This window comes from Pseudomonas sp. BP8, assembly GCF_017875955.1.
GTDB lineage: Bacteria > Pseudomonadota > Gammaproteobacteria > Pseudomonadales > Pseudomonadaceae > Aquipseudomonas.
Genome location: NZ_JAGINK010000001.1, coordinates 4,038,618 through 4,052,493 on the forward strand (window position 1 = coordinate 4,038,618; position 13,876 = coordinate 4,052,493).

Genomic DNA, 13,876 nt, shown 5'->3' on the forward strand with positions numbered 1-13,876 from the left:
ACCTTGAATGAAATTACGGACTCAGATCCTACAAGCGAAGCAGGTTTTTCTGACAGCGGGAAACTATTACAAAACCTGTAAGCAATGTGCCATGCCTGCAAAGCCGGGGGGATTTATGGTTCTTCACGGATTGGCGGGGAGGATGGGGCTGGGGCTGGGGCTGGGGATTGGGTGTTTATCCATTTGATGGGGTGGCGCCACTGGCCCCTTCCGCCCTTACGGCGGGTCACTTTTTGGCAAACGCCCCAAAAAGTAACCAAAAAGGTCTCGGCTCCATCATACGGCCCTCCGCTGCGCTACGGGTTCCCTCGCTCCGGTCTTGCTCCGGGAGGACCGCGCTGTACGGCCCATCCTGGGCCTCAGCGCTTTCCGGCCATCCATGGCCTCCACCTCCCTACGCAAGACCTGCGCTCGGCCTCCTGAAGTCGCTGTAGATCAAGAGCAAGATCAAGATCAAGATCAAGATCAAGATCAAGATCAAGATCAAGATCAAGATCAAGATCAAGATCAAGATCAAGATCAAGATCAAGATCAAGATCAAGATCAAGATCAAGATCAAGATCAAGATCAAGATCAAGATCAAGATCAAGATCAAGATCAAGATCAACAGCCAGGGCAACGGCTGGCGAATCGCTGCGCTCTCGCTTTGTTTATTTACCAGCGGATTTGTGGTGTGGCTGGCAGGGCTGCGCCCTGCGATTTGCATTGGCAGTACCGGCCTCTTCGCGGGACAAGTCGGATCGCCGCACCGCCGCCCCTACAGGTATTGCGCAAATTTTGAATTCGTCGCAAATCCTGTAGGAGCGGGCTTGCCCCGCGAAGAGGCCGGAATATCCACCACCCATGCCACTATCAAAAACAACGCCAGCCTAAACGCCGCCCGTAACTTCGCGACTTCAGGAGGCCGGATGCAGGAGCAGGCGGATTTGGTTACTTTTTTCCAAGAAAAAAAGTGACCCGCCGTAAGGGTCATCCCTTTCAAGATCTTTGCGTTAACGTCGGATTTCATCATGTAGGCCAGCAATGCCGGGGGCGCTACGCACCCCTTTCGCGACACAAGGCCGCTCCCACAAGGGCGAACCGCACCGTTCTTGAGACATGCGCTATCCCTGTGGGAGCGGCCTTGTGTCGCGAAAGGGGTGCGCAGCGCCCCCGGCTCACTCAAGCCAGACCAAATTTCAAAGACCTTGAAAGGGATGGCCGTAAGGGCGGAAGAGGCCAGTGGCGCCACAACATCAAATGGATAAGCCCACAATTCCTAAGCCAGCCAGCAGATCACCTCCCCCACAATCCGTGGAGAACTATTTTTCTTCAATACCCTGCTCCGTTGGCGCAGCAACATAGGCAACCTTCGACAACACGAGACACTCGCCATGAGCCTTTCATTGTCCATGGCCGCCTTTGCCCTGGCGGCTTCTATTTCACCCGGACCGGTCAATATGGTTGCGCTGGGCAGCGGTGCCCGGCATGGCTTGCGGGCCAGCCTCAAGCATGCCGCGGGCGCGACCCTGGGCTTCTGCCTGCTGCTGGTGATCGTTGGCTTGGGCCTGCACGAACTGCTCTTGCGCTGGCCGCTGATCGGTCGGCTGTTGCACTGGGGTGGCGTGCTGTTTCTGCTGTACATGGCGTGGCGACTGGCCGCTGACGACGGTGAGCTAGGCAGCGAGCGACAGCGGCCCGCGCCTACGGCCTGGCATGGCGCAGCCATGCAGTGGCTCAACCCCAAGGCCTGGCTGGCCGCAGTAGCTGGCGTGGGTGCCTATACCGGTGGAGAGCAGCAATTGCTCTGGTTGTTCACCTGGATCTACGGGCCGATCTGCTTTGTATCGATTGCGAGCTGGGCGTGGGCCGGCAGCGTGATTCGCCAGTATCTGGGCAACCCGCGGCATATGCGCTGGTTCAATCGAACGCTGGCTGGGCTGTTGGTTGCCAGTGCGCTGTTTCTGGTGCTGGTTTGAGGGGATCGGCTGGCTGTTACGGCCTCTTCGCGGGGCAAGCCCGCTCCTACAGGGTTCCACTAAATCAATCAGCTTTACGATAATGCCCAGGCGTCGCGGCCAGGTGCTGCTTGAATGCCCGCTGCAAATGCGCCTGATCGGCAAACCCCGCCTCCAGCGCCACATCGGCAATCGCTCGGCCCAGGCGCAACTGGCCTCGCGCATGCTGGACCCGCTGATCAATCAGGTAGCTATGGGGTGTCAGGCCAAAGCGTTGGCGGAAGGCTCTGATCAGGTAAGCGCGTGACAGCCCGGCAGCAGCGCAGATGTCTTCAAGTGTCAATGGATCAAGGCGGTGGCTGCGGATAAACGCAGCAGCGGCGTCAAGTCGCGGATGGTCGTCAATGCCTGGCACTGCGGCGCCATCCAGATACTCCGGCAGGGCCTGGAAGAATGCTGCCAGCGCAGCCTCACGGTCTGGCATCTGCGCATCGAACAAACTGCCGAACACCTGCAGCAATCTGCTGTAGAGCGTCGGCGATGTACTCAGCGTTGCCTCAGGCACCGCGAAACCGTGCCCCTGCAACCATGGCAGGTCGACAAACAGCATGAGGTAAGACCATGGTTCACCCTCGATCGGATTGCAGCTGTGCACTACCCCTGGTCTTATCAGCACCGTGGCACCAGCGGCCACTTCCCGATGGCTAGCGCCACTGACGTAGGTACTGCGCCCGCCTGTGATCACCCCAAGAGAAAAGCTCTCATGCGAGTGCGCGGCATAACACACCTGGCGCCCATCACCCACCCGCCGAGCCTCGACAAAGGGCAACGCCGGATCACGCCAGAACCGCGACACTTCGATCATCACCCTGCCCCCATTCGCCGCCCTGCACCACTACCAGCAACTGTGCCTGCTGCGGACCAACCGAACGCAGGCGCTGGGGCGTCTGCGCATTTAAATACAAAGCGGGGCTGCTCTGCAGCCCTTTCGCGACACAAGGCCGCTCCCACGGGGACAGCGCACGGCTCATGAGCAGCACGGTTTGGCTTTGCGGGAACGGCCTTGCCGGGGCGCCGGAACGTTCAAAGACATTGAAAGGGCCGCAACTCAGCACTCAACGCCAACAATCCACTGCGTCTTGCTGGCGTTGCTCTTGTCCAGATCCGGACGACGTGCCAGCGGTTGCGTACAGCCACGCGGCTCGATGTAAGGCTGGGCAACCGCCGCCGCCTCGGCAATGCTCAGCGGCTTGCCGTCGTCACGCTGCACGCTGATGAAGTACGGCTGGTTGAATGGGATGATGTAGCTGTCAAGCGTATAGCGCGTGCCATTGGCTTCAAGGTTGGCGTGGTTCTCGTCGACCTTGGTCAGGCGGCTGGTATCGAGGGTTTCGTTGGCGGCGCAACCCACCAGGCTGGTAAGCAAGGCGGCGCCGACACACAGTGAAATCTTCTTCATTACAGCTCCTGATTGAATAGATACCGGGCTGTGACCGCGCCCTGGACGTTAAGTGCCAGGGCGCAGTCAACATGAGCGCTGGTATTCCCGCGCGGCTACAAGGTCCAGTCCAGGCTCAGCAGCATCGTGCGTGGTTCGCCCTGATACACGCCGTTATAGAAACCCACGTTGTTGAAGTAATGCTTGTCGAACAGGTTCTTCACGTTCAATGACGCCGTCAGGTGCTCGTCGACCTGATAGCGCGCCATCAGCCCGACCAAAGCGAAGGCCTGCTGGTTGATCCGGTCCTTGGCTGTAATGATTGCACCGTCAGCATTTCGCCCAACCGGGCGATTGCCGCTGCCGTAGGTGGCGCTCTGCCAGTCAAGACTGCCGCCCACGGTCAATTGCGGTAAGACTTTGTACGTGCTGGAGAAACGCACCAGGTTCAACGGCTGCTCGGTATTCTTGCGCTGCTTGGTCGCCGTGGCCGCATGGGTATAGCTATAGCCCAGGCTCAGTTGCCAGTCAGGCAGCAACTCGCCGGCAATCTCCGCCTCGAACCCTTCGACCACAACCCCTTTACCGCCGGACTTGTAGTACTGCTCGCCATTAGGGCCAAGCGGCACCGAGTCGTCCAGTTCCGGCACGTTGTCCTGCTTGCTGCGAAACACTGCTGTGGTCAGGTTGGCGCGGTTATCGAACAGGCTGCCTTTGAGGCCAAGCTCATAGACCTTGCCCACGATCGGTTCCAAGTACTGGTCGCTGACATCCTTGGCCGTCTGCGGGTTGAAGATGTCGGTGTAGCTGAGATACACGGTGTACTGGTCGGTGAGGTCATACAGCACGCCCGCGTAAGGCGTCCATTGGTCATTCTGGGTCTGCTTGCTCGGCGTACCCGCAACCACATTCATCGAGGTGTCGTAACGCCAGGACTTGCTCTCGCTCTCCCAACTGCCATAGCGACTGCCGAGGACGAAATGCAAGCGGTCGGTGGGGTTGAGCCGAGTGGCGATGTAGCCGGCTTTCTGTTTGGTGCTGCTGCGCGAAGAGTCGGTACCACTGTCGTAGTCGCTGAACTTGGGTACGCCGCCTAGGTGCTGCCAGTCGGGGATCTGCAGGTAGCCCGCGGGGGCGTTGTTGCCGGCGAACAAGGGTGAGCGATTGCGCCGTTCGGCAATGCCATAGCCCATCATGAAATCGTGACTGCGGCCAAGCAGTTGATACGGCCCGGCCACGTTGAAGTCGAGTGCGTCCATCTTCTCTTCACCGGCAAAGTGCGTGGACCACGCTGTCATGCCACTGCCGTCTGCCGCCGGGAAACCGTTGCCGCCGTAATACATCTTGCCATCGGTGTCACTTTGCCGATGGGTGTAGGCAACCTTGAGCTTCCAGTCGTTGAGCAACTGCTGGTCGAGGGTGATGAAAGCGGTCTGGTCTTTCAGGGGCCAGGATGACCAAGGCGCCGTAAGGCTGGTCGAGCGCGGCAGATTTGCCTTACCGCCGTCGGCGTTCCAGTACGGCACGGTGCCCCAGGTGGCGCCCTGGACATGCTTGTTCTGATAGTCATACCCCACCGCCAGCACGGTAGTGTCGGTCAGGTCCGCTTCAAGGATGCCGTACGCCACTTCACGCTGGCTGGCGTACTTGTTCATGTAGGACTTGCTGTCCCGGTAAGCCAGCACCGTCCGCCCTCGCAGGCGCCCGTCCCAGCCGAGCGGGCCGCCGACATCCAGATAGCTGTGATAGTTGTCATAGCTGCCGGCACTCACCCCGGTCTTGACCGCCAGCTGATGAGTCGGCCGCTTGCGCACCATGGCAATCGTGCCGGACGGATCGCCCGCGCCGGTAGTCAGGCCGGTGGCACCGCGTACCACCTCGATCCGGTCATAGATGATCGTGTCGGAGTCCGACTTGAGCCCGGAGAAGGTGTTGAGCATCCCATCAATCTGGAAATTATTGATGGCATAGCCGCGCGAGTAGTAGCTCGGGCGCTCCGAGTCGTTGCGTTGCACGGTCACCCCGGTGACGCGGGCCATCGCCTCGGACAGGGTATCGAGCTGGAAGTCGTCGAGCTGCTGGCGGGTGAGCACCGAGACTGACTGTGGGGTTTCCTTGATCGACAGGTTCAGGCGCGTGGCTGCGCTCATGCTGCCGGTGGTGTAGGAGCCGCTGTTTTCAGTGGTGCTGCCCAAGCCTTGGGCGAGGACTTCGGTGGAACCTAGCTCCAGCACCCCGTCCTGAGACCTCGCTTCGGTCTCTTCGGCCTGGCTGGACGCACTGATGACGGTAGCGCACAGACCCAGGGTGAGGGTCATGGAACGGCTTAGTGGCGCGAACATCGCTGCCTTACTCCTTGTTCGATTTGATGATTGTCCTGTGCTGCCGAAAGGCCGGCATTCATACGAAAACGATTCTCCTTTGAGAATAATTATCGATTTAACAATCAATAACTGAACAAGGTCTTAGCACCATCCCTTTCAAGGTCTTTGCGTCACCTTTGGATTTCATCATGTAAGCCAGCACTGCTGGGGGCGCTGCGCACCCCTTTCGCGACACAAGGCCGCTCCCACAGGGATAGCGCATGTCTTAAGAACGGTGCGGTTCGCCTTTGTGGGAGCGGCCTTGTGTCGCGAAAGGGGCGCGCAGCGCCCCCAGCATTACTGACCTTCAAGATGAAATCAGAAGGTCATTTCTTTCACGTCATCCGCCACGATCAACTTGCCGGCGGTCTTCTCGATAATCTCCTCGACACTTACCCCCGGCGCCGTCTCGCGCAGAATGAAGGCGCCGTTGTCGATCTCCAGATAAGCAAGGTCAGTCAGCACCTTGCGAATGCAACCGGCGCCGGTCAGCGGCAGGCTGCAGCGCGAGAGTAATTTCGATTCGCCGTCCTTGGAGGCGTGGGTCATGGTGACGATTATGTTCTCGGCGCCCGCGACCAGGTCCATGGCACCGCCCATGCCCTTGACCAGCTTGCCGGGGATCATCCACGAGGCAATATTGCCTTGGACATCCACCTCGAAGGCGCCCAACACGGTCAGGTCGACATGGCCGCCACGAATCATCGCGAACGACTGCGCCGAGTCGAAGATCGAGGCGCCGCGGCGGGCGGTGACGGTCTGTTTGCCAGCGTTGATCATGTCGGCATCAAGGGTGCCCTCGGTAGGAAACTCGCCCATGCCGAGCAGGCCGTTTTCCGATTGCAGCATCACGTCCATGTCGGCAGGGACGTAGTTGGCGACCAGGGTCGGGATGCCGATGCCGAGGTTGACGTAGTAGCCGTCCTTCAGTTCACGGGCGACGCGTTGAGCCATCTGTTCGCGGGTCAGTGCCATGGTCAGGATCTCTTTGTTGTTCTGTGGACGGCGCTCAGGCCTTGACGGTGCGCTTTTCGATACGCTTTTCGAAGGTGCCGACGATGACTCGGTCGACAAAGATCCCTGGGGTGTGGATCTCGCTGGGCAGCAGCACCCCGGGCTCGACGATTTCTTCGACTTCGACCACGGTGATCTTGCCGGCGGTGGCAGCCAGCGGGTTGAAGTTCTGCGCGGTGTTGCGGTAGACCACGTTGCCGTAGTGGTCGGCCTTCCAGCCTTTGACGATGGCAAAGTCGCCGGTGATGGCCTCTTCAAGGATGTACTTGCGGCCGTTGAACTCGCGCACTTCCTTGCCTTCGGCAACCGGGGTGCCGTAGCCGGTGGCGGTGTAGAACGCCGGAATGCCAGCACCTCCAGCACGCATCTTCTCGGCCAGGGTGCCTTGCGGGGTCAACTCGACCTCAAGCTCACCACTGAGCAGCTGGCGCTCGAACTCGGCGTTTTCACCGACATACGACGCGATCATCTTGTAGATCTGGCGGTCTTCGAGCAGAACGCCCAGGCCAAAGCCATCGACGCCGCAGTTGTTCGAAACCACAGTCAGGCCCTTCACGCCGCGGCGCTTGATCTCGGCGATGAGGTTTTCCGGGATGCCGCACAGGCCGAAGCCGCCAGCCAGTACTGTCATGTTGTCGGTCAGGCCTTCGAGGGCCTGTTGGTAGGTTGCAACGCGCTTGTCCAGTCCGGCCATGCTGATCCGCCTTTATCGTTGTTGGTGCGTGCGGCCATCTTCACCGCTGGCCACTGATTTGTTAATTTTGTTTTAATCATTGATTGATTACTTTTCCAAAACAAAGGTCCAGCGTCGCATGAACGTCAAACAGCTTCGCGCTTTTGTCAGCGTGGCCAAGTACCAAAGCTTTGCCCAAGCCAGTGAGCACTTGCATGTATCGCAACCGGCCCTGAGCCTGACCATCAAGGCCCTCGAAGAAAACCTCGGCGGCGCCCTGCTCACCCGTACCACCCGCAGCGTCAGCCTGACGCCCGAAGGCGAGGTGCTGCTGCCCTTGGCCCGGCGGCTGCTGGCCGACTGGGACGACACCGAAGAGATGCTTCGCCAACGCTTCACCCTGCAGTTAGGCAGGGTCTCGGTGGCGGCCATGCCTTCGTTTGCCGGCAACCTCCTGCCGCAGTCACTGAAGGTATTTCGCCAGCGCTATCCACGGGTCAACGTCACGGTGCATGACGTGATCAACGAGCAGGTACTGGAACTGGTCCGGCATCGGCGCGTCGAACTGGGCATCGGCTTCGAACCGGACAACCTCGACGGCCTGCGCTTTCATCCGCTGTATTTGGATCGCTTTGTCGCCGTGGTACCGGCCGACTCCCCACTGGCCGGGCAAGCCCAGGTCAGCTGGAAGGCGTTGCTCGCCGAAGACTTCATCGCCCTGCAGCGGCCATCTGCTGTGCGCCTGTTGCTTGAGCAGCACGTGGCCTCTGGGCACGGCAAGCTGACGGTGGCGTTCGAGAGCCATCAGTTGTCGACGGTCGGGCGCATGGTTGCCAACGGCCTGGGCGTGAGTGCGGTGCCTGCGCTGTGCATCGAGCAGATGCAGGAGCTGGGCGCGCGCTGTGTGGCCCTGGTCGAACCGTGCGTGGAGCGGCGCATTGGCGTGATCGCCGTGGATGACCACAAACTCTCAGCCGCCGCCGTGGCGCTGCTCGACGTCGTGCTTACCCATACCCCCCACAGGAGGTGACATGCGTACCGTAAAACTTGCAGGTTCAAGCGTTGCGACCATCGGCCAGGGCACTTGGTACATGGGCGAAGACCCAACGCGCAGGGCCGCCGAAGTTGCAGCCCTGCAGCAAGGGATCGAGCTCGGCCTGAACCTGATCGATACGGCCGAGATGTATGCCGAGGGCGGCGCTGAAGCAGTGGTCGGCGAGGCGATCGCCGGGCGCCGCGATCAGGTCTTTGTGGTCAGCAAGATTTATCCGCACAACGCCAGCAAACGCGGCGTGCCCCTGGCTTGCGAGCGCAGCCTGAAGCGCCTGCGGACTGACTGCATCGACCTCTACCTGCTGCACTGGCGTGGCCAGTACCCCCTGGCGGAAACCGTCGAAGCCTTCGAGCGGTTGCGCGACCAAGGCAAGATCCGTCATTGGGGCGTGTCCAATTTTGATGTCGATGATCTGCGTGAGTTGGACAATCCCGCCTGCGCGACCAACCAGGTGTTGTACAACCCGAGCGAGCGTGGCATCGAGTTCGACTTGCTGCCCTGGAGCCAGGCTCAGGCTCTGCCGATCATGGCCTATTGCCCGCTGGCCCAGGCAGGGCGTTTGCTCAAGCATCCGCTGATGGCAGAAATCGCTGAGCGGCATGGGGTAACCCCGGCTCAGGTCAGCCTGGCCTGGGTGACACGGCATGACGGCGTGATCGCCATTCCCAAGGCGGTCGATCCGCGGCATGTTGAGTTGAATGCGGCCGCGGCTGGGCTAAAACTGAATGAAGAAGACCTGCGGGCGATTGACCAGGCGTTTGCGCCGCCGACGCGCAAGCAACGGCTGGCGATGGTCTGAGCCAGTGCCGGCCTCTTCGCGGGGCAAGCCCGCTCCTACAGAGTACGCAGAACCTGTAGGAGCGGGCTTGCCCCGCGAAGAGGCCAGCACTGTTAGCGCTAATGAAAATCCCGGCTGCGCACATCCAGCCCCTGCAGCAGCCCGCTGACGTCCTCCAGGCGCCGGGCAATCAGGTGCATGACGCCATTCTCCTGCTCCAGCCGTCCGCTAACCTTGAGCAACTGCGAGCCCACCAGCGCCCGGCGCTGGCGCTCAGCCAATTCGCGCCAGACCACCACGTTGACCATGCCCGCCTCGTCCTCCAGGGTGACGAAAGTCACGCCGCTGGCGGTCTGCGGCCGTTGCCTGCCCACCACTAGACCGGCCACGGCAATGCTGTCGCCATGCTCGACGCCCGCCAACTCGCCCGAACTGCGACAACCTAGCGCCCGCAGCCGGGATCGCAGCAGGCTCAGCGGATGCGGCCCAAGGGTAGTACCCAGCGTGGCGTAGTCCGCCACCAGGTCTTCGCCTACCGTCGGCGCTGGGAGCGCCACGGCCTGTTCAGGCAAGCTCAGCACATCCGCAAACAACGGCAATTGCGCCTGCACTGCCGCCACTTGCCAGCGCGCCTGATGCCGGTCGCGGGCCAAGCCGCGCAAGGCGCCGGCATCAGCCAGCCGCGCACGCGCGCGGCTGTCGAGCCCGGCACGCAGGCACAGGTCCTCGACATCGCGCCAAGGACGCTGCGCTCTGGCCTGCGCCAGCCGCCGCGCATCCACCTCGGCAAAGCCGCGGATCTGTCTCAAGCCCAAGCGGATGGCCAGCTCGCCCTGCTCCAGCGGCTCCAGCGTGCAGTCCCACTCACTGTGCATCACATCCACCGGACGCACCTCGATGCGCTGACGCCTGGCCTCCTGCAGCAGCTGGTCCGGGCTGTAGAAGCCCATCGGCCAACTGTTGACCAAGGCGCAGGTGAAGATCGCCGGTTCGTGGCACTTAAGCCAACTGCTGGCGTAACACAGCAAGGCGAAGCTGGCAGCGTGCGATTCAGGAAAGCCATAACTGCCAAAGCCCTTGATCTGCTCGAAGATACGCTCGGCAAAGGCCAGTTCGTAACCATTGCGCAGCATGCCCGTGAGCAACCGCTGACGGTGCGGCTCGAGCCCGCCATGGCGCTTCCAGGCAGCCATGCTGCGGCGTAACTGGTCAGCTTCACCGGGCGTATAGTCGGCGGCGACCATAGCCAGCTCCATCACCTGCTCCTGGAACAACGGCACGCCCAAGGTACGTTCAAACACCGCTTTCAACGCTGGCGAGGGATAGGTCACCGGCTCAAGGTCGAGGCGTCGGCGCAAGTACGGATGGACCATGTCGCCCTGGATCGGCCCAGGCCGGACAATCGCCACCTCGATCACCAGGTCATAAAACGTTTTCGGTTTCAGCCGCGGCAGCATGGCCATCTGCGCCCGTGACTCGATCTGGAACACGCCCATGGTCTCGGCGCGGCTGATCATGGCGTAGGTCGCAGGATCTTCCCCAGGAATGCTCGCCAGGGTCAGACGACGGCCACGATGCTGGGCAATCAGGTCGAAACAGCGGCGCAAGGCGCTGAGCATCCCTAAGGCGAGCACATCGACCTTGAGCAGGCCCATCAGGTCGAGGTCATCTTTGTCCCACTGGATCACCGTGCGCTCCGCCATCGAGGCGTTTTCCACCGGCACCAACTGGTCCAGCGGTTGCTCACTGATGACAAAGCCACCGGGATGTTGCGACAAGTGCCGAGGGAAACCGATCAGCTCTCCGGCCAAGACCAGGATCCGCCGCAGCGATGGGCTCTGCGCCTCGAAGCCGGCTTCGGCCAGGCGCTCGGCGTCGGGGATGCGGTCGCTCCAGCGACCACAGCATTTGGCCAAGGCGTCGACCTGGTCGGCCGGCAGGCCCAGCACCCGGGCGACGTCGCGCACCGCACCGGCGGCATGATAGGTGCTGACCACCGCGGTCAGCGCGGCGCGGTGGCGGCCATAGCGGCGGAACACATACTGGATCACCTCCTCACGCCGGTCATGCTCGAAGTCGACGTCGATATCTGGCGGCTCATTGCGCTCGCGCGACAGAAAGCGCTCGAACAACAGGTGGTGCTCCATGGGGTCGAGTTCGGTGATACCCAGCACGAAACACACCACCGAGTTGGCCGCCGAACCCCGCCCTTGGCAGAGGATGGCCTGCTTGCGGGCAAAGTCGACGATGTCGTGCACGGTAAGAAAATAGCTTTCGTAGCCCAGCGCTTCGATCAGCGCGAGTTCCTTGTCGAGCACCACCTGCACCTCGGCACTGGCGCCTGCCGGCCAGCGCTTGGGCAAACCCTGCTGGCACAGGTGGCGCAGCCAACTGGCAGGCGTCTGCCCCTGCGGGACCAGCTCGCGGGGGTACTGATACTTGAGTTCACTCAGGTCGAAACGGCAGCGCTCGGCAATCAGCAGGCTCTCGGCCAGCCACTGCGACGGATAAAGCTCGGCGAGCTGGCTCAAGCTGCGCAGGTGGCGCTCGCCATTGGGGTACAGGTAACGGCCAGCATCGGCGACGCTACAGTGCTGTCGGACGGCGGTCATGCAGTCCTGCAAGGCGCGTCGGCCGCGGCTGTGCATGTGCACATCGCCGCAGGCCACGGCGCGGATCTGCAACTGGTCGGCCAGTGCCCGCAGCTGCTCGACACGCAGTGCATCGTTACTGCCACGGTGCAGGTGCGCGGCCAACCACAGCCGCTCGCCGAACAGCGCATGCAGCCACTGCCCGGGCAGCGGGTCGGCCAGGTCATCAGGGACCCACAGCGTCAGCAAGCCGTGGCGGTGGGCTTGCAGGTCTTCGGCCAGCACCTGGTAGCTGCCCTTTTGCGCCCGTCGCCGAGCACGGGTGATCAGCGCGCACAGGCTCTGGTAGCCACTGAGGTTTTCTGCCAGCAACACCAGTTTAGGGCCGTCCTGCACCCGCAGCTCACTGCCGACGATCAGCCGCAATTGCTGCTCCTTGGCCGCCTGCCAGGCGCGCACGATGCCTGCCAGGGTGCATTCGTCGGTGATCGCCAAGGCCTCATAGCCCTGCTCACGGGCGCGACGAAACAGTTCGTCAGCGCTCGAAGCTCCGCGCTGGAAGCTGAAGTTCGACAGGCAGTGCAGCTCGGCATAGCCCACGCTGCTCATGCAAACCAGCCTTGCAGCCATAACGGTCCAGGATCGGCGAGGTCCTGGTAGGCCCACCCACGCAGGCCATCGTGGGTCTCTATGCGGTAGTAGTCTCGGCGCACATCAGCACCGTCCCACCAGCCCGACTCGATCCGTTCGGCATGGCTCAGGCGCTGCACGAAACCCTCCGGTAGCCGCTGCGGCGCGGCCAGCAGCCAGCCAGGACGGCTGCCGGGGGAGACCTGCAACGGCCCGCACGCACCCTGCTCGCCCAGTTGCCAGGCGCACTCGGGGCGGTGATCGGCCTCGGCGCAGAGGCCCTGCACCGCATCATCGCCCAAGCGCGCACGCAAGCGTTCGCGCAGTTGCTGCCATGGCTGCGCTTGCTTGGCCCGCGGATCAAACAGGGCTTGGTGCTGCGGAACGAACGCAGGCAGGTCCTCGGCCAACAGGCGAAGGCTTCGCACCGGTGCGCGAAGGCGCAGTGGCTCCAGCCGGCCGCGAGCCAGCTCGAAGAGCATCGCCGCATCGCGCTCGGCCGCCAGCAGGCCGACCTTGAGCAGCGTGTCCGGGCCTTCAATATGCTCAAGATGCAGCTCAAAGCGCTGCACCCCACAGTCACGCCCGCCCAGAAATGCCGCCAGGTCAGTAATCATCCGGCGCAGGGGGAACAACAAGGCCTGATGCGACTCGACATCGAAGTTCAGCTCCAGCCGCGCCTCGAAGCGATCCGGCGGCACGTAATACTCAAGGCCAAGCGTGCGCAGACCGAGCAATTGATCCAGGTGCAGTTGCACCTCGGCGGCGAACCGCCGGGCCAGCGCATCGCGCGGCAAGGCCAACAGCTCGCCAAGTCGGCGCAGGCCCATCCGGGCAAAGGCTTCGGCGGCATCCCTGGGCAGTCCGATCTTGCCAATGGGCAAATTGCGCAGTGCAGCAACGGTTTCATCAGCGCTGGTCACGGCCAGGCCATCATGCGCGTTGGCGAGCATGCGTGCCGCCACCGGATTGCTGGCGACGACAATCCGCTGGCGCAGGCCCAAGGCATCCAGTTCGTCACGCAAACGCGCTTCGAACAGTGGCCAGGGGCCAAACAGTTGCAAACTGGAACCGACTTCAAGCAGCAAGGCGCGTGGATACTGCAGGCTGACCTGGGCACTGAAGCGATAGGCCCACGCTGCCAACAGTTGCTCGATCTGGGCGACCCGCGCCGGGTCGGCCTCGATGCAGGTGAAGCCGTCGGCCAGGGCCCGGGCGGCGGTAAGCGTTTGCCCCGCCCTCAGCCCCAGGTCGGCCGCGGCTGGATTGACCGATTGCAGCACCCGACGCTGGGTCGGGCCGCCAATCAGCACCAGCGCTGTGTCGGGATCGTCGCGTTCACGCAGGACGCTGTCCAGCGCCAGCTGCGGGAACAGAATGCAGGCCCAGAGCATGGCA

General features: G+C 62.2%; 11 protein-coding genes and 1 pseudogene. 5 read left to right on the forward strand and 7 right to left on the reverse strand.

Annotation, left to right across the window (positions count from 1 at the left end; translation table 11 throughout):
* Positions 1-379: 379 nt before the first annotated feature.
* From J3B00_RS17545 to J3B00_RS17555, 3 genes are all read left to right on the forward strand, one after another.
* Complete coding sequence (locus J3B00_RS17545) at positions 380-781, forward strand: hypothetical protein (RefSeq protein WP_209869335.1); 402 nt, start codon at positions 380-382, stop codon at positions 779-781.
* Positions 782-809: 28 nt separating this feature from the next.
* Positions 810-956 carry a hypothetical protein gene (locus tag J3B00_RS17550; protein ID WP_209869337.1) on the forward strand — a complete coding sequence of 49 codons (147 nt, stop codon included), beginning with the start codon at positions 810-812 and terminating at the stop codon, positions 954-956.
* 417 nt (positions 957-1,373) lie between these two features.
* Positions 1,374-1,958, forward strand: coding sequence for a LysE family translocator (locus J3B00_RS17555; RefSeq protein WP_209869339.1), 585 nt, complete (start codon positions 1,374-1,376; stop codon positions 1,956-1,958).
* A gap of 64 nt (positions 1,959-2,022) precedes the next feature.
* Here the strand turns inward: J3B00_RS17555 and J3B00_RS17560 are convergent, their stop codons facing one another.
* The 5 genes from J3B00_RS17560 to J3B00_RS17580 all read right to left on the reverse strand — a co-directional run bounded on the left by J3B00_RS17560 (position 2,023) and on the right by J3B00_RS17580 (position 7,446).
* Positions 2,023-2,802: an AraC family transcriptional regulator gene (locus J3B00_RS17560; protein WP_209869341.1), complete on the reverse strand. Its 780-nt coding sequence runs from the start codon at positions 2,800-2,802 to the stop codon at positions 2,023-2,025.
* 243 nt (positions 2,803-3,045) lie between these two features.
* Entirely contained in the window at positions 3,046-3,396 is a 351-nt protein-coding gene (locus J3B00_RS17565; protein ID WP_209869343.1) for a hypothetical protein, read from the reverse strand.
* A 95-nt stretch (positions 3,397-3,491) separates the two neighbouring features.
* The gene (locus J3B00_RS17570; RefSeq protein ID WP_209869346.1) at positions 3,492-5,717 is read right to left on the reverse strand and encodes a TonB-dependent siderophore receptor; all 2,226 of its coding nucleotides are present in this window, start codon (positions 5,715-5,717) and stop codon (positions 3,492-3,494) included.
* Between the two features lie 339 nt (positions 5,718-6,056).
* Entirely contained in the window at positions 6,057-6,713 is a 657-nt protein-coding gene (locus J3B00_RS17575; RefSeq protein ID WP_209869349.1) for a CoA transferase subunit B, read from the reverse strand.
* Between the two features lie 34 nt (positions 6,714-6,747).
* Positions 6,748-7,446, reverse strand: a complete 699-nt coding sequence (locus J3B00_RS17580) for a CoA transferase subunit A (RefSeq protein WP_209869352.1) — start codon at positions 7,444-7,446, stop codon at positions 6,748-6,750.
* A 118-nt stretch (positions 7,447-7,564) separates the two neighbouring features.
* Here J3B00_RS17580 and J3B00_RS17585 point away from each other — a divergent pair.
* Positions 7,565-8,469: pseudogene (locus J3B00_RS17585) on the forward strand (LysR family transcriptional regulator).
* Positions 8,457-9,278, forward strand: a complete 822-nt coding sequence (locus J3B00_RS17590; protein WP_209869356.1) for an aldo/keto reductase — start codon at positions 8,457-8,459, stop codon at positions 9,276-9,278. Before J3B00_RS17585 ends, J3B00_RS17590 begins: the two are co-directional and overlap by 13 nt.
* Before the next feature lie 98 nt (positions 9,279-9,376).
* Here the strand turns inward: J3B00_RS17590 and J3B00_RS17595 are convergent, their stop codons facing one another.
* Together J3B00_RS17595 and J3B00_RS17600 are read right to left on the reverse strand one after the other, a co-directional pair.
* The gene (locus J3B00_RS17595; protein ID WP_209869359.1) at positions 9,377-12,478 is read right to left on the reverse strand and encodes an error-prone DNA polymerase; all 3,102 of its coding nucleotides are present in this window, start codon (positions 12,476-12,478) and stop codon (positions 9,377-9,379) included.
* A complete protein-coding gene (locus J3B00_RS17600; protein ID WP_209869360.1) occupies positions 12,454-13,872 on the reverse strand; it encodes a DNA polymerase Y family protein in 1,419 nt (472 codons plus the stop codon). Before J3B00_RS17600 ends, J3B00_RS17595 begins: the two co-directional genes overlap by 25 nt.
* Positions 13,873-13,876: the final 4 nt, after the last annotated feature.